Raw genomic sequence first — 22,332 nt, forward strand, 5'->3', positions numbered from 1 at the left:
CAATCATTTCTTTTATATTCATGCTAAAACCAAATTGTTTAAGAGTTTAAGACCTTAAAGACTTTACCTGTTCTTGGATGAGCAAAAGTATTGTCTTGATCTAAATTGATGACTTTGTCTGAAATCACAATCTTGGAAAGCGGTAACCAGTTTTGTTCTATTGCAGTTGAAGCCAAATTTTTTTCAAGTGCATTTTCAAAAATTTGCTCTACCACGATTTCCATACCACACATACTTTTTGCATTAACTTCTTTTAAAATATGACGTTTAGACATTTTAGTCTCCATTTTTTTATTCTTAACGTTAAAAATAATAAAGGGTGTTTTGCTACAACATGTAAAATTTAACATTTGAAGTGTTTTTTTTGTTTTAAACATATTTATTTAATAATTAAATGAATAGTGAAATAATTATTTAAAATAGGAGTTATTATTAAATTAGCTTATAAAAAAGCTTAATTATTTTAAGTAAATTTAATTTATAAGACTATATTTAAAGGGTCCACGTATGAACCCCTTTATTTAGCTTTAAACCTGTACAGCATTGTCGAGTGAACTATCATCTTTATTTTTATTATTATCCTTACTAATCAAAGAGTCAGTATCGCTATCGGTATTAAAGCTCTTACTGTTTTTTTGCTTCTTCTTGTACACGCACATGCCAATAGCAATACCTGTTCCTAGCACTAAAATTGATTTTAACATTTTGCACCTCTTCAGTTGACGGAGAAACTTTTGAGAAATCAACTTAAATTAATAGCATATTCTTTGTTATTTAAGGGCTTTGATTTGAGTCGCTTTTGTAAGGTATTTAATTTTTATGTTAATTGAAGAGTGTAATAGTTTCATAAATCAATTTTGATACAAAGCAAAAAGCCTATTCTAAAAAATAGAATAGGCTTTCTACTGTATTTCAGGATTAAGCAGTATTATTAATTGCTTTAAGCAATCTTATTTATCTTTAAATACAATTCCAATGTATTTAATGCTGAACTTTTAGTCAAGATGGGAAAGGGATCATTTGCAATTAATTGGTCATTCTTGTGATGAGATTCACATTTTACAAGTGAGCAATAAAAAACGCCCATTTCTACTTCTCATAAAGAAATGGGCGCACGTGAAAACCACTAAAGACCTGAAATACCAAATGTTCTTACATTTAGTAAAACTGATTCTAATTAATTTACCGAATGGTTGACAATTAAACTACTTGTACTTTTTTTAGTCATTTCGGCCAATAAAAAATGCAAAATAATTCGCTATTTTCAATATGTTTAGCAATAAATTATTTACTTAGAATGCGATTTAGTACGGTTAACCAGTTAGAAAAACAAATTTTTTCTATAGTTTCATTTGAATAATGTCGATTTTGCATTGCTTCAATGAGTAGTTGTAGCCCCCTCACATCTTCAATTTCATGGCTAATGAGTGCTCCATCAAAGTCGGAACCAAAACCGACATGATCTTCCCCCATTTGATCTATTAAATATTCAAGATGCTCAATAAGTACATCAATGGATGTGTTGGCATCACGTTGCCCGTCTTTACGTAAAAACGCCACATCAAAATTTACCCCAACTATGCCTTTAGAGTCTCTGATCGCTTTGAGTTGGTCATTTGTTAGGTTTCTGGCTTGTGGACATAAAGCATGGACATTCGAATGAGTCGCGACAATGGGCTGTTGAAGAATGTGAGCTGTATCCCAAAAAGCTCGTTCATTCATATGGGAAACATCAATCACCATTTTTTTATCAGCACAACGCTTTATAAATGCTTTGCCCTCGTGTGTAAGGCCAGCTCCCGTATCGGGTGAATGGGGAAATTTAGCATTTAAACCATGTCCAAAACGACTGGGTCTATTCCAAAGCGGTCCAATGCTACGAAGCCCTGCATCATAAAATACATCGAGTAAATCTGGATTGTGCTGTAATGCTTCGGCGCCTTCCATATGCAATACAATGGCTAACTTTTGTTTTGCTAAACAGTGCTGAATATCCTGAACAGTTGTGCAAATTTGAATGTCATTAGAATACTCGGCGAGGTGTTTTGCTAAATCGAGTTGTTCCAGACAAATTTGTTCAATTTGATGTTGTGTGAAGTCAGATGTGTTTTGGTCAAATAGTTTGTTGGGATGATGCTGCTGAACATAGGCAAAAGGTGGTAAGAAAATAGCAAACATACCGCCAACAAAGCCTGCTTCTTGACAGCGTTTTAAATCGAGATGCCCTGCTAAACGTTCCTGAATAAAAGCTTGAGCAGGATTGCGATGATCGCTTAACCAAAGGCGCGTTAGTACATCATTATGACCATCAAAAACAGGAATTGAGCTATGGTTCATATTTACGTTCTCACCACTATTCATCTGCAATATTTTGAACAGGAATGTTTTGCTGAACCGTAAATTGCTTTGAATTTTTAGTATTACGGAACACTAGTTTTTCTAGAGAGGAATCGAGCTCACTCTCGGCACGTGCCTGTTCAATCAGCTGATGATATGGTGATTTACCGCAGACAGGGTCTGCATTGCTTGCATCGCCTGTTAACATATAGGCTTGGCAACGACACCCGCCAAAGTCGCGGTCTTTATCTGGGCAACTACGGCAACCTTCTGGCATCCATGCATCGCCACGGAAGTGGTTAAAACCTGTAGATTCATACCAAATATTGGAAAGGCTTTGCTCACGAACATTTGGGAAAGAAATAGGCAACTGTCTAGCGGCGTGACAAGGCAAAGCCATACCATCAGGTGCTACTGTAAAGAAAATTTTGCCCCAGCCATTCATACAGGCTTTTGGTCTTTCTTCGTAATAGTCAGGCACCACAAAAATAAGTTTGCAAGGATGATTTTGTGCTTTTAACTGGTCGCGATATTCATTGGTAATACGCTCTGCACGTATGAGTTGTTCTTGTGTTGGTAATAAACCTTGACGGTTTAAAAATGCCCAACCATAAAACTGACAAATTGCTAACTCGACTGTATCTGCATTAAGTTCAAGGCAAAGCTCGATAATCTTATCAATCTGGTCAATGTTATGTCGATGAATCACAAAATTAAGAACCATCGGATAATCATATTTCTTAACAAGTCGGCACATTTCATACTTTTGTTCAAAAGCATGTTTTGATCCTGCCAAAGCATCATTAACGACAGGATCACTTGCTTGAAAGCTAATTTGAATATGGTCTAGACCAGCTTGCTTTAAATGGGAAATACGCTGTTCGGTAAGGCCCATACCTGAGGTAATGAGGTTGGTATAAAACCCCAGTTGGTGTGCGTGCGCCACAAGCTGTTCCAGATCTTGACGCACTAAAGGTTCACCACCCGAAAAACCGAGTTGTACAGCACCCATTTGACGCGCTTGATCGAAAACGTCAAACCACTCTTGCGTGGTCAGTTCATTTTTATGCTGTGCATAGTCTAAAGGGTTTGAACAATATGGACATTGTAGCGGACAACGATACGTTAGCTCCGCTAGTAGCCATAGTGGTAAACCAACACCATTGGTCATACTAAATCAATCCAGTGCTGTTGCTGGGCAACTAACATGTAATCAATAACATCGTTGTCAATTTCAGCTATATCGCCAAATTGTTGCTTGATCTGGGCAATAATGGCAGAGACATTATTTTTCCCATCAATATATTGTCCAATGGCTCCTGCACTTTCATTTAACTTGATCATGCCTTCAGGATATAAAATCACAAAGCCATTTTGAGCGGGTTCAAATTGGAAACGATAACCTTGTCGCCATGTCGGCACAAGATTTACATCAAATTGTTCTTTATTCATTTAAATAGTCCTTTGTGCCATACCCGTTCTTTGGTCACGCTATGATAAGGTGCTTCATTGTGTACATATGCCAGTGTTAAGGCATCTAAAATGCTCCATAGAATATCCAGTTTAAACTGTAATATTTCTAGCATTCTTTGTTGTTGTTCATGGGTAGTAAATGAATCAAGCGTGATTGTTAAACCATGCTCAACATCACGGCGTGCTTGACTTAAACGAGAGCGGAAATATTCATAGCCCTTGTCATCAATCCAAGAGTAATGCTGTGGCCATGATTCAAGTCGTGACTGATGAATTTGAGGCGCAAATAATTCGGTTAAAGAGCTACTTGCAGCCTCACGCCATGATGCACGGCGTGCAAAATTTACATAGGCATCTACAGCAAAGCGAACACCCGGTAACACCAATTCTTCGGAAATCACTTGCTCACGACTCAAACCTACAGATTCTGCCAAGCGTAGCCATGCCTCTCGACCACCACCGTCAGGATATTCACCATCTTGGTCAATCATGCGCTGAATCCATTCCTGACGCATGCGTTGGTCTGGGCAATTTGCCATGATCGCGGCATCTTTTAGCGGAATATTGATCTGATAATAATAGCGGTTTGCAACCCAAGCCTGAATTTGTTGTTGAGTGGCTTTTCCTTCATACATCATCACATGAAATGGATGATAGATATGATAATACTGACCTTTATCAATAATGGCCTGTTTAAATTGTTCGGTCGTTAAAGCTTCAGGTGTCTGTGTCATGTTTCACCTTAGAGTTCGATCTGCATGCCATCATAGGCAACCTCTACACCATTTGCCTTTAGTTCGGCAAACTGAGCGGAGTCTTCATTTAAAATCGGATTGGTATTGTTAATATGAATCAGCACTTTTTTCGGTGTATTGAGTTGGTTCAAATAAGACAGTGAACCACCTTCACCACTAATATATAAATGCCCCATTTCACGGCCAGTTTTTTTACCTACACCCGTTTGTTGCATTTCATCATCGGTCCAAAGTGTACCGTCAATCATGACACAATCAGAACTTTGCATAATCTGCATGATTTGATCGTCAATCTTTCCAAGCCCTGGCGCATAAAACAACTGTTTTTGCGTTTTATGATCTTTGATGATTAAAGCAATATTGTCGCCTTCATGCGGGTCATGGCGATGTGGTGAATATGGCGGCGCAGCGCTTTGAATAATTAAAGGTAAAAATTCTAAATTTTCGAAACCATCAATTTTAAAAGCTTGTTTAGGATTAATTTCATTGTATTGAAGACCGCCATTCCAATGCTTCAACATGTTAAAGACTGGAAAACCTGTGGTCAGGTCTTGATAGACCATTTCAGTACACCACACATTCATTGGACAGCCTTCGCGTAAAGTTAACAGTCCAGTGGTATGGTCAAGCTGGCTATCCATTAAAATAACGTTGGTAATGCCCGTGTCACGTAATTTACGCGCAGGTTGAGCTGCTTTAAAATCAAATAATTGCTGGCGGATATCTGGTGATGCGTTTAATAAAATCCAGTCTACGCCATTTTCTGAAATCGCAATTGAAGATTGAGTACGTACTTTGGCATTAATCGTACCTGTACGCACACCATGACAATTAGGACAATTACAGTTCCACTGAGGGAAGCCGCCTCCAGCCGCTGAACCTAAAATATAAATATACATAAAATTAATATCTTATTAGAAAGACATAAGCCCTAGAACAAAACTAGGGCTTATGACAGATTTGAATAGAAATAATTAACGTGCTTCAAAGTACATTGTTACTTCAAAACCAATACGTAAATCAGTGAAAGCTGGTTTTGTCCATTGCATAAATTTTTCTCCAGTCAGGATTAATCTTGTGAAATGAATCACTTGATCAAATCTTATAAAGCAATTAAAAATTTATTCTAATTAAAAATGTCACGTTTGTAGATAAGCTTGGTACAAGATATTGTTCGATAATTGTGTTTTTTGTCCAAATTTTAATAACTCCTTATCAATCAAAGGCGATTAAAAGGTCATAGCAGATGTATATTCTGCTATGACAGATGTTTTACACGGCTAAGTTCATTAAGTGTTGCTGCGCAATATAAAGCTCTTGCCCCTCTTTAGGCTGACATTGCACCCAAGTTCCATCGGCTTGTAGTTCCCACGCTTGACGATTATCTTTTAGATAATTGTTTAGCCCATCTTCAATCACTTGTTTCTTTAATTTTTTACTTTCAATTGGGAAGCAGGTTTCGATACGCGAGAATAAATTACGTTCCATCCAGTCTGCACTAGCGCAAAACACTTTTGTATCACCATCATTATAAAAATAGTAAACCCGAGTATGTTCTAAATAGCGTCCAACAATTGAACGTACTCGAATATTATCGGACAACCCTGCAACTTGTGGTCTTAAACAGCAAATTGAGCGAATAATTAAATCAATTTGTACACCCGCTTGGGAAGCTTTATAAAGCGCGCTAATGAGCTGTGGTTCAGTAAGCGCATTCACTTTAATGATGATGTGTGCTTTTTTGCCAGCAAGGCTATTTTTAATTTCTTGTTCAATAAGCTCTAGCAACTGAGAGTGCAAGGTAAAAGGTGCATGAAAAAGTTTTTTAAGCTTCGCCATTTTGCCCATACCAGTCAGTTCTTGGAAAATCTTATGTACATCTTCACAAATTTCAGCATCACTGGTAAGCAGGCCAAAATCGGTATAAATTTTGGCATTCACCGCATGATAATTGCCTGTACCTAAGTGGACATATCTTTTCATTTTGTCTTGTTCACGGCGAACGACCAAAATCATTTTAGCGTGAGTTTTATAGCCAACAATGCCATACACCACAACCGCGCCCGCTTCTTGCAATACGTTGGCTACTTCAATATTGGACTCTTCGTCAAAACGTGCCCGTAACTCAATGACCGCAGTAACTTCTTTTCCATTACGCGCAGCTTCTGCAAGAAGTTGAACGATTTCCGAGTTGGCGCCACTCCGGTATAAGGTTTGTTTAATTGCCAAGACATTTGGATCTTGTGCAGCCTCACGAAGGAACTTGATAACAGGTGCAAAAGAGTCAAATGGATGATGAAGTAAAACATCGCCTGCTTTTAACACATCAAAAATTGGCTTTTTGCTATAGAGAAGTTTTGGTAAAACTTGTTGATACGGTTTATAGCGTAAATCTGGCAAATCAAAGTTTGAAATAAAACGGGCTAAGTTGACAGGACCATCGACGTAATAAAGATGTTCAGCATCTAAATCAAATTGTTCTAATAAATAGTTAGCAATTTCTTCAGGACATTTTTTTGCTACTTCCAAACGAACCGCTTGGCCAAAACGGCGTGAAGACAATTCACCCTTTAAAGCTGCTGCCAAGTCTTCTACATCTTCAGAAACTGTTAAATCGGCATTTCTGGTTACACGAAATTGGTGGCAGCCTGTCGCTTTCATGCCGGGGAATAAATCGGAAATGTGCTGATGAATAATAGCCGAGAGCAGAATGTAATGCTCTGCACCACCAGAAATATGTTCTGGAATTTTAACAAGTCTTGGTAACGAACGCGGTGCCGGTACAATAGCTAAATCAATTTGGCGTCCGAAAGCGTCTTTACCTTCCAAAGTCACAATAAAATTAAGGCTTTTATTGACCAATCTTGGAAATGGATGCGCAGGGTCTAAACTAATTGGAGTAACTACAGGTTGTACTTCTTTAAAAAAGTACTCTTTAATCCAGTCTTTATGCTTTTCTAATATATCGCCGTGCTGAATAAAGTGAACGCCATAACCTTGTAGCTGTGGCAACAACGTATAATTTAAAATGTTATATTGCTCTTCAACGGCTTCATGCGCATTTTTCGAAATTTGCTTTAATACTTCTACTAATGGCAAACCTTCTGGCCCAGTTGCTTGACTCATTAAGCTAATTTTCTGGATTAAACTTGCCACACGGATTTCGAAAAACTCATCCAGATTGCGCGAAAAAATGATTAAAAAATTTAAACGTTCAAGTAATGGGTGTTCAATATCTTTGGCCTGAGCAAGCACTCGCTTATGAAACTCTAATAAAGAGAGTTCTCTATTAATATATGTCTCTAAATTATGCTGGTTTGAGCTAGATAAAGTTGGTAATGATGTCATTCTTGACTCTTATAATTGATAAAAAGTGAACATGAATAAAAAAGATTAATTTAATAATGTATAACCGATTTTATTCACCGGACATTTTGTAACTGTTTTATTGCAAATTCATGAATTTTTTATGAAAACCTTAAAAATTACGGTCTGTTTTAGCGCCTTATCTATTTCCTTTTGATCATGCTTATCTACCACCATCTTAGCATTATTTTTTTAAAGATCATCTGATTTTGATTAAGATTTAGTTTTCATCAAATATTCACACAGTATGCGTATTTTTTATGCATCTTAATTCACCAATTGATAAAAAATGACGACTTTAAATATATTATTTAAGACAACATCTTTATGTCTGGCGATGGCTTTATTAGCCGGTTGTAATGATAACAATGACAATGATTCAAATACATCTGCACCACGAAGTAATCAGACTGTCGATATTTTAGCTTTTAATGACTTTCATGGAAATTTAGAACCGCCTAAACGCTACGTTGATGCAGCTAACCCAAATGATGCATCTCAGACAGTACGTATTCCAGTTGGGGGTGTGAGTTACTTTGCAGACGCAATTAAGAAACTTAGAGCTCAAAATCCCAATAATACTGTTGTTTCAGCGGGTGACTTAATTAGCGCTTCCCCACTGACTTCTTCACTATTTTTAGATGAACCTACCATTGATGTCATGAATGATATTCAAATTGACTTTAATGCTGTGGGTAACCATGAGTTTGACCGCGGTACAGATGAGTTACGCCGTTTGCAAAATGGTGGCTGTCAACAATATACAAGCACAGCACCCTGCCAAATTAATAAAAACTTTAGTGGTGCAAAATTTAATTTCCTTGCCGCTAACGTCGCAATGAAAAACGATGCAAGCAAAACCATTTTTCCAGCCTATAAAGTCAAAACTTATGGCGGAATTCCGGTTGCATTTATTGGTTTAACGCTTAAAGCGACTCCAAGCATTGTGTCTGCTGCTGGCATTAAAGACGTTGAGTTTCGTGATGAAGCCGATACGGTAAATGCCCTAATTCCTGAACTACAAAAACAAGGCATTCAGGCTTTTGTGGTGGTTGTCCATGAAGGTGCAGCACCAAGTACTAAGCTTAATCAAAAAACATGTGATGGTTTAAGTGGGCCTATTTTAGGTATTTTAGATCGCTTAAATCCGGCAGTTGATATTGTTGTTTCAGGTCACACGCATCAATCTTATATTTGTGACTATGCAACTAAAAATCCGGCTAAACCATTCTTACTGACTTCAGCTGGTCAATATGGCACACTGATTACCGATATTAAGATTGAGCTAGATGGTAAAACCGGCGACATCATTAAAAAAGATGCTAAACAAGTTCCGGTTCAAAGTGAGGCCTATACTTCAGGTACCACCACTGTAAGCCTTACAGATCTTTATCAAAAATTTAGTAAGACACCAAGTATCGAAGCGATTTTAGACAAATACCGTCAAGCAGTAACGACTATTTCTGGGCGCGTGGTTGGAACGTCTACTGCCGTTGTGAGCCGTACTCAAGTCGAAAGTGGTGAAAGTCCGTTAGGCGATATGATTGCTGATGCACAGCAAGCCTCTGCTCTTAAAGCAAGCGACCAAGGTTCAGACTTTACACTCATGAACCCAGGTGGTGTACGTGCCGATTTACTGATTAATACAAATAACCAAATTACCTTTGGTGATATTTTTGCAGTTCAGCCTTTTGGTAATTCGATTGTGACGCTGAGTTTGACCGGTAAACAAATTCGAGATGTCCTTGAGCAGCAATGGACTGGTGGAAATGCAAACTCACCTAAAATTTTACAGCCTTCTAAAGAGCTAAGTTATCAATATTCAGCAAATACAACAGCTTCACCGAGAGCAAGCAATATTATGATTGCTGGTTCCCCATTGGTTGACACCAAGGTATACCGTGTAACAGTCAATAGCTTCTTGGCAGATGGTGGTGACAACTTTACGGTGTTAAAGGATGGCCAGAACCGTGTTGGTGGTGGTCAAGATATTGATGCCTTTGAGAGCTATGTTGCTAAAAATTCACCGTTAATTATTCCGGCTACAACCCGAATTAAAGTCATCAAGTAATTGATTGAGTGACGTATAAAGGACAGTACGAAGCTGTCCTTTATTTTTTTATATGAAAATTTAAAAGGGATTCTTTATTCAGTATAGAGATTAAGTTCAATACTGCTGATATTAGTTCCTGTATTCGCAAAAATAATGTCCATAACCTCATGAAGTAATTCCTTAACTTTCTCATGTTCAAAGCTAGAGGCTTCCGCGGTTTTAAGACAAATTAAGTTACAGCTCATTTTATCTTTTCTGATTTTATAAATACTTTTACTTTTTCCTAAGAAGACCCTTTTGATAAGCTTGCGATTTTCAAACTCAGATAGAATTCGGTAAATTGTTCCGAGCGTAATTTTATGTTCATTTTTAATTTGTGCATAAATACTCACCGCGCTTAAGCCTTGTGGATTTTGATTTAAAATTTCAAAAACCTGTATTCTCGATTTTTTTATTGGTAGTCCATTTAATAATGATTTTGAAGTTGCCGTCATGATTAATTAGCCTTAATGTTGAAAAGTATAGAAATTCTTAAAATTATTTTGTCTACATTGGTTTGAAAATTATGGATATTTGCCTAATAAAAAACAAAGCCTATTCCCCTACGAATAGGCTTTGTACTTAGTTTTAACTTAGAAACTATAAGTCGCTTTCACAAAGTAATTGCGGCCATAAAGTTTGGTATTAAAAGTTTTGTTTTTATCTTCCAAGTCAACATCGGTCAGGTTTTTCACACCGTAGTCCAGTGTTAAACGTGGCGAAATTGGCGAGGTAAACGTAAGGTCATAGGTCGTATAAGCTGGTAATTCTTTAGTCGCTGAGTACATTTGTTTGCCTACATAACTCACGCCTGCATTTACACGAAAGTCTTGAACTGGTGCCCAAGAAATAGAGCCATTGGCAAGCCATTCTGGTCGTTCAGTTAAGTCTTTACCTGTAGTTTTGTTTTTCGTATCCAGATAAGTTGCGTTTGCCTTAACACCTAAATTGTCAGTGAAATCATATCCACCTGTAAGCTCAACACCTTTGAGTTCTGCACGACTGACATTGGTCCAGATTTTTCTAAAATCACCTACTAAACGCAGGTCACCATCACTTAAGGTAATGGCTTCAATCAAGTTCTTTACATCGTTTTGGAAAATCGTAACGCCAGCATTCCAGTTTGGACGCGTCACAATTAAAGACGCTTCATAGTTTGTACTTTCTTCAGGTGCTAAATTTGGATTACCTCGAATGTGGCAACTACCTCCACATGAAATCATCGAGTAGTTAATGTCTAACTGAGCAGGTGCTGGTACTTTATATGCCTGTCCCACACCCCCTTTAACTATGACTCCTTCAGCGAGTTGATATGCTAAATAAGCTTTACCCGTAGTTTTACCATCAAAGTCATCAAAATCGTCATAACGACCACCTAATGTTAAGGTAAGTGCATCATTAATATGGGTATCGTTTTGCACAAAAATACCGTAGCTTTTTTGCTGATTTTTTCCAGTGCCGATATAACTTACAACGTCTGTAATTTTCTGGTCTTTATAATCGAAACCAGCAGTCGTGTTATTCATGAGCCAGTCAAAGTTGGCAAAAGCACGACCAATTAAATTTTCTTGTTTATAGTGACGGCTTTGCGGTGCATCGTACTCACTGTCATAGTCATAGATTTTAGCTGTTTCTTTACCAATATAAGCTTCTGTTTTACCCCAAGCCCATTTACCACGATGAGCAATGCCTACATTGGTTCGCTTCATTTCAGATTCTTGAATAGATGTTGCTGCATCTTGCGTCAGCGGGCGTTTATCGTTGTTATAACCCAAATCTAGATCTAAGGTTTGCTGGTCATTAATATTCCAGCTTAAAGTACCATTTAGGTTTTTGGTATCTTTTTCTACAAAATATGCACCATCTGGATCTGGCTGGCCATTTCTATACCACGCATCACGGTTATAGGCGTCGCCTGCCAAAGTAAAACTTAAATTATCGGTTAAACCACCGTATAGGTTAAACCCGTAACGGTACTGGTTTTTACCATCACCACGGTCTGCTCGGTTATACTGACCAAAAATAGAACCGTGTAATTGTCCATCTTCTGCTTTTTTAGTAATGATGTTAATGACGCCGCCCATCGCATCTGCGCCATAGAGTGATGACATAGGCCCACGAATCACTTCAACACGCTCAATGCTATTTAAAGGAATTGCGCTCCAGTCAAAGTCATTACCTCGCCACATGGCGCCATTAGATGACATGCGTTTACCGTTTAAAAGAATTAAGGTGTAGTTCCCCGAGGTATTCAGCATTCCCCGTATAACGATTTTATCTTGACCACTGTTATAGTTATATACCCCTGCTTGTTTTTGTAAAACGTCTGCAAGGCTAAGTGCTGCACTACGTTCAATATCTTCACTCGTGATGACACTAATAGATGCGGGTGCTTTATCTACATCTTGTTCTTTTAAAGCAGCAGAAACCACAATAGTTTTAAGTTTTTGAACAGGTTCATTTGTACCCTGTTGCTCAATATCTGTATTTGCTTGGACTGCGAATGGAAGCAGTGTTGAGAGAGCGACCACCAGCGCCTTTTTCGTTAATGTCATTTCTCGGTCCTTATACTTTATAACGATTACCATATGATAATTGTTATCATTTATGATGTGCCGAGCATGATAGCCCCATGACTTTTATTGTTCAAGATAAAAGTAATTATTATTTATATAATGATAATCATTATTGTTTGTTTGGTTTAAAAAAGTTAACATTGCAATTTGGTGTGCCTAAAAACCTATTGAAAACAAGCTTAAAGTAGACATAACAATGCTCTCTCGATTTTTTATTTATCACCCCATTTTTGTATCTGTCATTGCCATTACTATTCTTATTTTTGGTTTTTTCTCTATTCGGGCAATGCCAGTTGAACGTTATCCAAACCTTGCTCCCCCAAGCGTTAGAGTGGTTGCTAACTACCGTGGCGCCTCGGCTGAAACAGTTGAAGAAAGCGTAACGCAGATTTTAGAACAACAAATCAAAGGACTAGATAACTTACTTTATTTCACATCAAATAGTGAATCTTCGGGAACGGGTAGCATTGATATTCACTTTAAAATTGGTACAGATATCGATAAAGCACAATTACAAGTACAAAATCGCATTAACAGTGCATTAAACCGTCTCCCCGAGCAAGTGCAACGGCAAGGGGTAAATATTTGGAAAACCACAGGTGATATGCTGTTAATTGTGGGGCTATACGATGAGACAGGTAAAGCCAGCAATATCGATTTATCGGACTATATGGTTAATCACTTTGAACAGCCACTTTCACAATTGCAAGGAATTGGTGAAGTTGATGTATTTGGTTCAAGTTATGCCATGCGTATTTGGTTAAATCCAAATCAGCTTAGAAATTATCAACTTATGCCGAGTGATATTGAAAAGGCACTTGAAGACTACAATACCCAAATTGCTGCAGGTTCCATTGGTGCCATGCCTTCGGCCGCTGAACAGAATATTTATGCCAAAGTCACTGCGGGTTCGCGGCTAAAAACAGTCAACGATTTTAAATCGGTTGTGGTTAAAGCCAATGTAGATGGTAGTCTGGTTTATTTAAAAGATGTAGCGAGAGTCGAGTTAGGTGCCGAAAACTATGAAAGTATTAATACGCTAAACGGCTACCCTTCTGCTGGTTTGGGCATTTCATTGAGTCCCGATGCAAACGCAATTGAAACCTCTGCTCTTATTAAAGAAAAAATGGCTCAGCTTAGCCAGCATTTACCAGCTGGATATAAAGTCATTTATCCACGAGACAATACACCATTTATTGAAGAGTCAATTAAGCAGGTCATTATCACTTTGCTTGAAGCAATCGTGCTTGTTGTTATTGTGATGTATCTCTTTTTACAAAATTGGCGTGCAACTCTTATTCCAACCATTACAGTTCCCATCGTCATAAGTGGCACATTTGTGGTGTTGTATTTATTTGGGATGAGCATTAACACACTTACCCTATTTGCTCTAGTTTTAGCGATTGGGTTATTGGTTGATGATACGATTGTAGTCGTGGAAAATGTGGAACGGCTTATGCACGAACAACAGCTAAGTGTACGTGAAGCTTGTTTAATGTCGATGCAAGAGATTAGCGGTGCATTGGTGGGTATTACGCTGGTCTTAACCGCGGTATTTATTCCAATGGCTTTTTTTAGTGGTTCGACGGGTATGATTTACCGTCAGTTCTCTATTACATTAGCAGCAGCCATGTTGTTATCGCTATTTGTAGCCATGACCATTACACCTGCAATGTGCGCAGTTCTATTAAAAAAACATAATAAAAAACCAAAATGGGGACAAATGCTTGAGCTTGCTCTTCAAAAAGTCAGATCAGCTTTTAGTTTTTTATCTGTTCGTTTAATCCAGTTTAAAGTATTTTCCAGTCTATTGGTCGTGGGCATCGCGGTTATTCTATTGATGATTTACCGCAGTTTGCCTACAAGCTTTATTCCAAATGAAGATCAAGGATTACTTGCTGTTCCCTATAGTTTGCATAACAGTGCTTCAATGACTCAAACCGAAGAAATTGGAAGACTCGTCAATAATTATTTCTTTGAACATGAAGGCAAAAATATTAATACCGTACTGGTCGTAAATGGACAAAACTTTTCAGGGAGCGGTCCAAATTTAGGTATGGCCTTTGTTTCGCTTAAACATTGGAATGAGCGTAAAGGAGAAGCCAATACGGCGAGTGCTATTCGTGAACGTGCCCAAGCATATTTACAAAAAAACTTGCCAGCTAAAGTCATGGTAGGAATGCCACCAAGTGTATCGGGTTTAGGTCAATCTGATGCTTTAGAACTTTGGCTTAGAGATGTAAATGGTCAAGGGCGCGATGAATTAATTAAACAATATAAAGCCTTAGAAAAAGAATCTCGAAATTATTCGGCCTTTGAAAATCTAAGTCCGCTTGTGAGTGAAGATAAAGCCGAAGTATTTATTCAACTCGATCAAAATAAAGCCAAAATGTTAGGAATTGACCAACAAGCAATTCGCTCAACACTATCGACTGCTTGGGGTGGAAACTATGTTGGCGATTTTGTTGAACGAGGTCGAATTAAGAGAATCATTATGCAAGGTGATTCAGAGTTTCGTTCTAAACCTGAAGATTTAGCGTATTGGCATGTACGAAATAATACAGGTGGAATGCTTTCCCTTGCTCATTTTGCGCAAAGTCAGTGGACAGGTGGCCCAGAAGCTCTTACCCGATTTATGGGACTGGCTGCCATTCAACTTGAAGCAAATGTAAGTTCTGGCTTTAGCTCAGGTCAAGCAATGCAACAGTTAAGTGATATGGTCAGTAAACAGTCTGGTATAGATGTCGCATGGAGTGGTCTCTCGTTACAAGAGCAGCAATCCAGTCAGCAAGCCTTATTCTTATACATTATCTCTATTTTATTTATTTTCTTATGTTTAGCTGCTTTATATGAAAGCTGGAAAGTGCCTCTTATTATTTTGCTTGGGCTTCCGCTAGGCATTACAGGCACTATTATTTTTGCTTGGATTTTTAAGTTACCTAACGATGTTTACTTTCAAATTGCCCTATTAACAGGTATTGGCTTATCTTGTAAAAATGCGATTCTCATTGTTGAGTTTGCGACTCAAGCACTCAAACAAGGGAAAAGTAAAATCGATGCGGCAAGTGAGGCTTTAAAGCTACGTTTACGTCCGATTTTGATGACATCTCTTGCCTTTGGTGCTGGTGTGGTTCCTTTAATTTTTGCAACTGGTGCAGGCGCTGCAAGTAGATATGAAATTGGAATGAGTGTATTTGGTAGTGTCGTGTTTGGTATTTTACTTGTACCGCTATTTACTGTGTTCTTCTTTGTTGTGGTTCATAGTTTACCGAGTTTTCAGTGGGCAATGAGTAAACTATGGTTGAGTCGAACTTTGAGATTTAACAGTCGTATTAAAAAGGACAATACATCCTTTTAAAAGTTAAAATAAAAAAATGGCAGATATTAAATCTGCCATTTTTTATTCTTTCAATTTAAGCGACTAGTTTATCAATCCAAACTTCTAGTGTTGGTTGTTCAGCTAAATCTTCAAAACTCACTTGTGCGCCGTAAGCTTGCCATTTACCCACTAATGTCATGAGGCGTACCGAATCAAGTCCAAGCATGAGTAAATCATCATTTAACTGAATGTCTGATGCAGGAATCTGAAGCTGTTCACTCACTGCCAAAACAATACCTTCTTCAGTGAGTGGTGATGCAGCTTGTTCAAGCGCCCAAGCTCGTGTGACTTGCTGAGTTGTCATGACTTGCCCACAACGTGTACTTGTATATTTTAAAGCCATATCGTGTTCTTCACGGCTAAAGTCAGCAAGTGCATCTCCGCATAAAAACGGCTGAATATTTAGCATAAAGGCTTCTGCCGCACTCATGAGGCAACCAATATGGGCATAGACACCACAAATGATCAGTTGATCGCGGTTTGACTCACGCATAAGTTGTTCGAGTGGAGAAAATTTAAAAGCGCTATAACGCCATTTTGTTAAGACAGTATCATTTTTATCAGGCGTAATTTCCGGCAAAATTTGGGTAATATATGGGTCATCTTTTAGACCAGTTCCCCAAAAGTCCGTTAATAACTGGCGATGTTCAGGTGTCTGGTTACCGGGCTGTGCAGTATAGACGACAGGGATATTAAATTTACGCGCAGTTTCAATCAGTTCTTTGGTATTTTTAATGAGCTCTGGAATAGGCGCTTGAGTTTGATCATAAAAATCTAAAAAATATTGCTGCATATCATGTACTAATAAAACAGCACGATCGGTATGCAACTGCCAATGTGTTTTATTCGCTGTAAACTCGTGCGCTTGTGGCATGCTGTAACTGGCAATTTTAGGAATACTCATCAAATTTTTCCTTTTTTATCTTTAAGCAAGAACATTGGTGTTGGTTTCAAATTGTTGACGTAATCTTTTTTTGTCGATTTTTCCAAAGGCTGTATATGGAAATTGCTCGATAAATTCGACTCGATCGGGAATTTTGTAGATAGCAAGTCCATAGTCTTTCAGATGTTGACGAACTGACATTGCAAGACGAATTGGGCTTGGATCATCAGCGTGTGCTTGCCATGCAACAAAAGCACAGCTCTTTTCACCCATAATCTCATCAGGCATAGCAACCAATGCTGCTAGGCGAATTTGTGGATGAGTTAATAAAGCTTGTTCAACTTCTTCGGTCGCAATTTTTTCACCAGCGCGATTGATTTGTTCTTTTGAACGCCCTTCCACAACAATGCAGCCATCTTCTCGAATACGTACTAAATCGCCTGTTCGATAAAAACCATCCGGTGTAAAAGAACGAGCGTTGTGCTCTGGTGCTTGGTAATAGCCGCGAATGGTATAAGGACCACGAGTGAGTAGATGCCCTACCTCTCCAGCGTCTACGGGTTGGTCATGATCATCCAATACCAAAATTTCATCATCTGGTGATATTTTTAAACCTTGAGTATGAATAATTTGTTCTTTTGACATACCAAAACGGGTGTAGTTCACCAGCCCTTCAGCCATTCCAAAGACCTGTTGCAAATTAACCTTAAACTCATCAATTAAACGTAAGGCAACAGCATCGGGTAAACGCGCGCCTCCGACTTGTAAACAACGTAGAGTCGATAATATTGAATCTTGATCTTTGGCTGCTTTGTCCATCCACGGTCGAACCAATGCAGGAACTAAACAAGCATCTGTCACACCGTGTTTTTTAATAAGTGGAAATGCAGTTTCCGGACTTGGATCTGTACCTAAAACCACCGCGCCACCAGCATAAAAAATGCCTAAAGAACCAGCCGAGCTCATTGAAAAGTTATGTGCCGCAGGTAAAACCATCAATAAACGTGAAGTCTGATTGAGTTCGCAAATTTTGGCACTCTCACGCACACTGTATAGATAATCATCATGAGTACGTGGAATCAGTTTTGGAACACCTGTGCTGCCCCCCGAAAGCTGTAAAAAAGCTACTTGATCAGCTGTAGTTGGCAAGATTGCTTCCGCTAGAATTTCTGTTTCTTTTAATAGGTTTTCGATAGCAACAAAATTGCCAGCATCTCCAAGTATAAATACATGCTCTAAGCAAGGTGCTGTTTGCTGAAGCTTTTCAGCAAGCTCTCGGTAATCAAATTTTTGTGTACCAAAATCTGCACAGAAATAAGCTTTTGCTTGCGTTTGTTTAAAAAAGCTACTGAGTTCAGCATATCGATGGGCAGGCAAAGACATGATAGGTAAAGCACCTAATCGAATCAGTGCAAAAAATAAAACATAAAACTGGTAACGGTTTGGCATTTGTACGACGGCTTTATCGCCCGCACGTAAGCCATATTGATATAAATGGTTGGCACAACAATCAACTAGGTTGTCAAATTCTTCATAGCTAACAACTTTATCACCATCATAAATTGCAATATTTTTCGCATACTTTTGAGCACTTTCACGCAAGAAATCACTCAAGTTTTGTCCAAGCCAATAACCTTTTTTACGGTAAACCTCAGCAAATTCTGCTGGATATGGCACAGCGCCAATTAAATAATTCTTAGTCGTCATTTAGTTATTCCTTATCGTGGTAATTGGTCTGGTGAAATGTGCAAGCCATCAAGTACAGTACGGAACTTTGCAGCAGTTTCGGCATGTTCAGCTTGTGGACGAGAAGCTTCCACAATTCCTGCACCGGCAAATAAACGGGCAATATTTTGATAAATACGAGCACAGCGAACAGTCACCGACCATTCACCATTACCTTCGGCATCGGCCCAACCCATGGTTCCGGCGAATAGTTCACGGTTAAATGGTTCAAGTTGTTGAATCAAATTTTTTGCTACAGAGCTTGGCTCACCACAAATTGCCGGTGTCGGATGTAGACGTTCAATTAAGTCAAAAACATGAGTATCGGCTTGCTTAAGCTCACCCGTAATGTGTGAGGCCAAGTGCCAAAGACGTTTGGTGCGAATAAGTGAAGGCTGTTTGGGCACATGCAGTTGCTTGCAGAAAGGCGTGAGTTCATCAGCAATCATTTCGATGACAAGAGCATGCTCATGTTGATCTTTTTGTGAAGCTAGTAATGCTCTGGCATTATTTTGGTCAATAATCGGATCATCATCGCGTGCTAATGTGCCCGCAACAGGTTTACTCCAGATTTTATTATTTTGCTTTGCAATTAAAAGTTCAGGACTTGCACCAACAAACCAACCTTCGCTTTGAGGGTATCTTGCGACTGCATAGTTATATCCTTCAGGATTATGCTTGGCCAAGTTATAAAATACATCTGAGATTGGAAGATTCTCTTCAAATTCAAGTTGTAAAATACGAGCAAGTACTGCTTTATTTAGCTTTTGAGCCTGCATTTGTTGTACTAAATATTCAACCTGCTGTTGATAGTGTTCGCCTGAAGGTAAATAATCGGCCTGCTTTAAGATTAAGTCATCAAGATTAATATCGGTTTGTGAAAATAAAGCTTTCTGGTAAACCTTGGCATCTTGCATCAGCATTAAATTAACATCTGCCGATGAACTAAATGGCAACCCACCCATAACCTTGGCATCGCTATAACCATCTGCAATTGCTTGTTGTAATTGTAAACGGGCTTCGTTTAGCCACTCTTTTAACTGAGTGTCTTTTGTAACCTCAATATCTTTAAGTTTTTGATGACTCGATATGATGTATTCAGGAGTCGTAAATATAAAACCAGCGTTATCAGTGCAATTTAAAACTTCTTTTGCGAGTGTAATTCTGCTTTCAGTAAAATTTTCTCGTTGGATAAAATACGGATGCTGTGCCGACATCTCGCAACTCCTTATACAATTATTTTGTTGTAATGAATGAATGTTTAAACGCCTAAAGTGGCTCCTCCATCAACCACAATTTCTTGCATGGTAATTTGTGCAGCATGATCAGAAAGTAAAAAGCTAACCGTATTCGCAATATCTTCAGGCTGGGCTAATTTTCTTAAGGGAATGCCTGTACGGTATTGGCTTAAATCTCCATCGATTACCGCAGGCGGAGGTGAATTGTCTGTCCAAAGCTGCTGCTGCATTTGAGTTAGCGTAGAGCCTGGCGAAACAATATTAAGCCTTACTTGGTGAGGTGCGATTTCAAGCGCAAGATTACGGCAGTAATGGCTCAGCGCAGCTTTACTCGTTGCATACATGCCAAGTTGTATACGTGGCATACGTGAACTGTTCGAGCTAATCGTGACAATACTTCCCTGCTTTTTTTCACAAAAGTGCTTGGCAAGTTGTTGACTTATTGCGATGGGTGCCATGACATTTACAGCGAAAAGTGTTTGCCAGTCTTCTGTTTTTGCCTCAAGCATAGAACGCATAATCAAAACGCCCGCCGCATTCACTAAACCCGTTACGCTATGTTTGTTTAAAATATCTGTAATGAGCTTCGCTGTTGTTTCTTGATCAGTAATATCTTGCTGAAAGCCTTGCCAACGCGATATTTCACTGCTTTCTATCTTTTGTGTGATTTCCCATTGTTCAGGATTTTCCTGTCGGTCGATGCCGATCACTTGATACCCTTGCTGCAATAATTTTTTTGCAATAGCAGCTCCAATACCTCTTGCAGCACCTGTGACTACGATGGTAGAGCTCATGTTTTACTCCAGTTTGACTCGAATAGTAAATTCCGCCACATAATTGCAAATAATTATCATTATTATCAAGTGCGATAAATATCAAACATAAGATTACAATCTAAATCAAGTTATTTATTAACCAACATTTCGACCTATTTCATTGATTTTTAAAAATTTTAATAAAACGCATCTTTTTTTATTGATTATAATGATAATTGTTTTCATTTACTAATGAGAATCATTTTGTTAATTTGACCGCGCTTTCTTGTCGAGATGGACTCAAAATGAAGCCATTTTCTCATCCCTTACATCCCCTATTTCAACAACTCAATGTTGGGAGTGAGGTCTGGTGGAATACCGTTAAAAAAATAGGTAGTCCGCTAGTTAACCTACAAAAAAATAAAGCGCTCTGTACCTTTGTTTGGCGTGGTCCTGAGCCTAGAGAAAGTATCTTTGTCTATATTGATATCTATTCACAAAGCCCTTCTATCTATCAAAAGTGGAATCGTTTTAGCCATATAGCTGGGACAGATGTGTACTTCTTTGAAATAGAGCTGCCCTTAGCTTGGACTGGTAGTTATGTTGTAGTTACTGCTAGTGAAGAAGCGCCAGAAACAGATTGTGCGGCAACACGACGCTTATGGTGGCAAAAGGAGCTTAAACAAAATGCTCAAATTGACTCATTTAATCAACATGAGTTTTATACGGGACATCTGGCCCGATACATCAATCAAATTCAACTCGAAAACACAAAAGCTTTCATAGACGATTGCCCAATTACAAAAACATTTCAATGGTCAAGTCTCTTATGCCAACAGGACTATTTAGTTGACGTTTTTATTAGTCATCAATCAACTCAAGAAGACTTGCCACTCGTCATATTGCTTGATGGCCAAATCTGGAGCCGAGAACTTTCGATTATTCCCGAAATTCAGCATTTGACTGATTCAAATAAGATTCGTCCAGCAGTTTATGTTTTTGTTCATAGTTTAAATAGTCAACAACGCCAACAAGATTATGGCTGCCATGATGCATTTAGTCGGGCGTTGGTTGATGAACTCATTGAAATACTCTTAAAAGAATATTCCTTTATTTCTAAAACAGACATTACATTATGTGGTCAAAGTTTAGGTGGATTATGCACTTTACATAGCGCTTTGCTGTTTCCGACCATTTTTACTTCCCTGATTTTGCAATCTGGATCTTATTGGTGGTCAGATTTTTCAAACAGTATTTTAGGGCAAAAACACAAAGGTAATATTTTAGAACTGCTTCAAAACCTATCTCATCAATTATCAAAAACAACTCAAATTTATATCAGTGCCGGCACGTATGAAACCGATATGCGGGACGATGCCCTTCAGCTTTATCAACAATTGCAATCATTCAATCAAGTGAGTTTTCACACTTTTCAGGGCGGACATGATGCCGTGAACTGGCGTACTGACTTGCTTAAGGCATTGCAAAAAACTCTTTCACTATAACCATTTGTTTCATCAAGGATAACAATATCATGAGCAACTTACAGGAAAACTATATTAATCCTTTCGATAACGAAAGTTTGTCTTTTCAGGTTTTAAAAAATCAACAAGGTGAGTTCAGTTTATGGCCTGCTCAACATCAGGTGCCATCGGGGTGGGATATTCAGCATGGACCTGATACACGGGCTTCGTGTATCGCATATGTAGAAAAGCACTGGCTTGCAATTAACCCCTTTCAACAAGCGTAAAGG

19 protein-coding genes and 1 pseudogene are annotated in these 22,332 nt (G+C 38.4%); 4 read left to right on the top strand and 16 right to left on the bottom strand.

Translation table 11 applies throughout. The features are described 5' to 3' along the window. Positions 1-38: 38 nt before the first annotated feature. The 9 genes from RMA95_RS12795 to ppk1 form a co-directional block, all read right to left on the bottom strand. The gene (locus RMA95_RS12795) at positions 39-275 is read right to left on the bottom strand and encodes a hypothetical protein (RefSeq protein ID WP_311071070.1); all 237 of its coding nucleotides are present in this window, start codon (positions 273-275) and stop codon (positions 39-41) included. 252 nt (positions 276-527) lie between these two features. Continuing rightward, positions 528-704, bottom strand: coding sequence for a hypothetical protein (locus tag RMA95_RS12800; RefSeq protein WP_311071072.1), 177 nt, complete (start codon positions 702-704; stop codon positions 528-530). Between the two features lie 580 nt (positions 705-1,284). Beyond that, a complete protein-coding gene (locus RMA95_RS12805) occupies positions 1,285-2,337 on the bottom strand; it encodes a dipeptidase (RefSeq protein WP_311071074.1) in 1,053 nt (350 codons plus the stop codon). 16 nt (positions 2,338-2,353) lie between these two features. After that, positions 2,354-3,508 (bottom strand): pyrroloquinoline quinone biosynthesis protein PqqE, encoded by a 1,155-nt coding sequence (gene pqqE, locus RMA95_RS12810; RefSeq protein ID WP_200002391.1) that lies wholly within the window; start codon positions 3,506-3,508, stop codon positions 2,354-2,356. Continuing rightward, the gene (gene pqqD, locus RMA95_RS12815; RefSeq protein WP_200002390.1) at positions 3,505-3,789 is read right to left on the bottom strand and encodes a pyrroloquinoline quinone biosynthesis peptide chaperone PqqD; all 285 of its coding nucleotides are present in this window, start codon (positions 3,787-3,789) and stop codon (positions 3,505-3,507) included. Before pqqD ends, pqqE begins: the two co-directional genes overlap by 4 nt. Then, the gene (pqqC, locus tag RMA95_RS12820; RefSeq protein WP_311071076.1) at positions 3,786-4,544 is read right to left on the bottom strand and encodes a pyrroloquinoline-quinone synthase PqqC; all 759 of its coding nucleotides are present in this window, start codon (positions 4,542-4,544) and stop codon (positions 3,786-3,788) included. Before pqqC ends, pqqD begins: the two co-directional genes overlap by 4 nt. Before the next feature lie 8 nt (positions 4,545-4,552). Next, positions 4,553-5,464, bottom strand: coding sequence for a pyrroloquinoline quinone biosynthesis protein PqqB (gene pqqB, locus RMA95_RS12825; protein WP_263613723.1), 912 nt, complete (start codon positions 5,462-5,464; stop codon positions 4,553-4,555). 75 nt (positions 5,465-5,539) lie between these two features. Then, positions 5,540-5,614: a pyrroloquinoline quinone precursor peptide PqqA gene (pqqA, locus tag RMA95_RS12830; protein ID WP_001982218.1), complete on the bottom strand. Its 75-nt coding sequence runs from the start codon at positions 5,612-5,614 to the stop codon at positions 5,540-5,542. A 223-nt stretch (positions 5,615-5,837) separates the two neighbouring features. Next, positions 5,838-7,913, bottom strand: coding sequence for a polyphosphate kinase 1 (gene ppk1 / locus RMA95_RS12835; protein ID WP_311071078.1), 2,076 nt, complete (start codon positions 7,911-7,913; stop codon positions 5,838-5,840). Positions 7,914-8,220: 307 nt separating this feature from the next. On the opposite strand from ppk1, the gene RMA95_RS12840 reads away from it, so the two are divergent. Beyond that, complete coding sequence (locus tag RMA95_RS12840; RefSeq protein WP_311071081.1) at positions 8,221-10,002, top strand: bifunctional metallophosphatase/5'-nucleotidase; 1,782 nt, start codon at positions 8,221-8,223, stop codon at positions 10,000-10,002. A 74-nt stretch (positions 10,003-10,076) separates the two neighbouring features. Here the strand turns inward: RMA95_RS12840 and RMA95_RS12845 are convergent, their stop codons facing one another. Next, on the bottom strand, positions 10,077-10,478 hold the full coding sequence (locus tag RMA95_RS12845) for a transcriptional repressor (protein WP_311071083.1): 402 nt from the start codon (positions 10,476-10,478) through the stop codon (positions 10,077-10,079). 138 nt (positions 10,479-10,616) lie between these two features. Then, on the bottom strand, positions 10,617-12,578 hold the full coding sequence (locus RMA95_RS12850) for a TonB-dependent receptor domain-containing protein (RefSeq protein ID WP_311071085.1): 1,962 nt from the start codon (positions 12,576-12,578) through the stop codon (positions 10,617-10,619). Between the two features lie 217 nt (positions 12,579-12,795). Here RMA95_RS12850 and RMA95_RS12855 point away from each other — a divergent pair, with 217 nt between their 5' ends. Beyond that, the gene (locus RMA95_RS12855; protein WP_311071087.1) at positions 12,796-15,957 is read left to right on the top strand and encodes a multidrug efflux RND transporter permease subunit; all 3,162 of its coding nucleotides are present in this window, start codon (positions 12,796-12,798) and stop codon (positions 15,955-15,957) included. A 55-nt stretch (positions 15,958-16,012) separates the two neighbouring features. Here RMA95_RS12855 and RMA95_RS12860 read toward each other — a convergent pair whose 3' ends face one another. The 5 genes and pseudogenes from RMA95_RS12860 to RMA95_RS12880 all read right to left on the bottom strand — a co-directional run bounded on the left by RMA95_RS12860 (position 16,013) and on the right by RMA95_RS12880 (position 20,618). Next, on the bottom strand, positions 16,013-16,201 hold the full coding sequence (locus RMA95_RS12860; RefSeq protein ID WP_235823111.1) for a phosphopantetheine-binding protein: 189 nt from the start codon (positions 16,199-16,201) through the stop codon (positions 16,013-16,015). A 30-nt stretch (positions 16,202-16,231) separates the two neighbouring features. Then, positions 16,232-16,882: pseudogene (locus RMA95_RS12865) on the bottom strand (isochorismatase family protein); the annotation flags it as partial. Between the two features lie 21 nt (positions 16,883-16,903). After that, positions 16,904-18,568, bottom strand: coding sequence for an AMP-binding protein (locus RMA95_RS12870; RefSeq protein WP_311071089.1), 1,665 nt, complete (start codon positions 18,566-18,568; stop codon positions 16,904-16,906). 11 nt (positions 18,569-18,579) lie between these two features. After that, positions 18,580-19,803, bottom strand: coding sequence for an isochorismate synthase (locus tag RMA95_RS12875; RefSeq protein ID WP_311071091.1), 1,224 nt, complete (start codon positions 19,801-19,803; stop codon positions 18,580-18,582). 44 nt (positions 19,804-19,847) lie between these two features. Next, positions 19,848-20,618 (bottom strand): SDR family oxidoreductase, encoded by a 771-nt coding sequence (locus RMA95_RS12880; RefSeq protein WP_151821873.1) that lies wholly within the window; start codon positions 20,616-20,618, stop codon positions 19,848-19,850. Between the two features lie 266 nt (positions 20,619-20,884). Between RMA95_RS12880 and fes the strand changes: the two genes are divergently transcribed. Continuing rightward, positions 20,885-22,084, top strand: coding sequence for an enterochelin esterase (gene fes, locus RMA95_RS12885; RefSeq protein WP_311071094.1), 1,200 nt, complete (start codon positions 20,885-20,887; stop codon positions 22,082-22,084). A 29-nt stretch (positions 22,085-22,113) separates the two neighbouring features. Beyond that, a complete protein-coding gene (locus tag RMA95_RS12890; protein WP_005305165.1) occupies positions 22,114-22,329 on the top strand; it encodes an MbtH family protein in 216 nt (71 codons plus the stop codon). Positions 22,330-22,332 lie beyond the last annotated feature (3 nt).

This window comes from Acinetobacter sp. V110_1, from assembly GCF_031798975.1.
Classification (GTDB): domain Bacteria; phylum Pseudomonadota; class Gammaproteobacteria; order Pseudomonadales; family Moraxellaceae; genus Acinetobacter; species Acinetobacter nosocomialis_A.

What these genes read in the sequence shown, in the direction of transcription:
- RMA95_RS12795 (WP_311071070.1), bottom strand. Translation starts at nt 275, where the DNA reads ATGTCTAAACGTCATATTTTAAAAGAAGTTAATGCAAAAAGTATGTGT.
- RMA95_RS12800 (WP_311071072.1), bottom strand. Translation starts at nt 704, where the DNA reads ATGTTAAAATCAATTTTAGTGCTAGGAACAGGTATTGCTATTGGCATG.
- RMA95_RS12805 (WP_311071074.1), bottom strand. Translation starts at nt 2,337, where the DNA reads ATGAACCATAGCTCAATTCCTGTTTTTGATGGTCATAATGATGTACTA.
- pqqE (WP_200002391.1), bottom strand. Translation starts at nt 3,508, where the DNA reads ATGACCAATGGTGTTGGTTTACCACTATGGCTACTAGCGGAGCTAACG.
- pqqD (WP_200002390.1), bottom strand. Translation starts at nt 3,789, where the DNA reads ATGAATAAAGAACAATTTGATGTAAATCTTGTGCCGACATGGCGACAA.
- pqqC (WP_311071076.1), bottom strand. Translation starts at nt 4,544, where the DNA reads ATGACACAGACACCTGAAGCTTTAACGACCGAACAATTTAAACAGGCC.
- pqqB (WP_263613723.1), bottom strand. Translation starts at nt 5,464, where the DNA reads ATGTATATTTATATTTTAGGTTCAGCGGCTGGAGGCGGCTTCCCTCAG.
- ppk1 (WP_311071078.1), bottom strand. Translation starts at nt 7,913, where the DNA reads ATGACATCATTACCAACTTTATCTAGCTCAAACCAGCATAATTTAGAG.
- RMA95_RS12840 (WP_311071081.1), top strand. Translation starts at nt 8,221, where the DNA reads ATGACGACTTTAAATATATTATTTAAGACAACATCTTTATGTCTGGCG.
- RMA95_RS12845 (WP_311071083.1), bottom strand. Translation starts at nt 10,478, where the DNA reads ATGACGGCAACTTCAAAATCATTATTAAATGGACTACCAATAAAAAAA.
- RMA95_RS12850 (WP_311071085.1), bottom strand. Translation starts at nt 12,578, where the DNA reads ATGACATTAACGAAAAAGGCGCTGGTGGTCGCTCTCTCAACACTGCTT.
- RMA95_RS12855 (WP_311071087.1), top strand. Translation starts at nt 12,796, where the DNA reads ATGCTCTCTCGATTTTTTATTTATCACCCCATTTTTGTATCTGTCATT.
- RMA95_RS12870 (WP_311071089.1), bottom strand. Translation starts at nt 18,568, where the DNA reads ATGACGACTAAGAATTATTTAATTGGCGCTGTGCCATATCCAGCAGAA.
- RMA95_RS12875 (WP_311071091.1), bottom strand. Translation starts at nt 19,803, where the DNA reads ATGTCGGCACAGCATCCGTATTTTATCCAACGAGAAAATTTTACTGAA.
- RMA95_RS12880 (WP_151821873.1), bottom strand. Translation starts at nt 20,618, where the DNA reads ATGAGCTCTACCATCGTAGTCACAGGTGCTGCAAGAGGTATTGGAGCT.
- fes (WP_311071094.1), top strand. Translation starts at nt 20,885, where the DNA reads ATGAAGCCATTTTCTCATCCCTTACATCCCCTATTTCAACAACTCAAT.
- RMA95_RS12890 (WP_005305165.1), top strand. Translation starts at nt 22,114, where the DNA reads ATGAGCAACTTACAGGAAAACTATATTAATCCTTTCGATAACGAAAGT.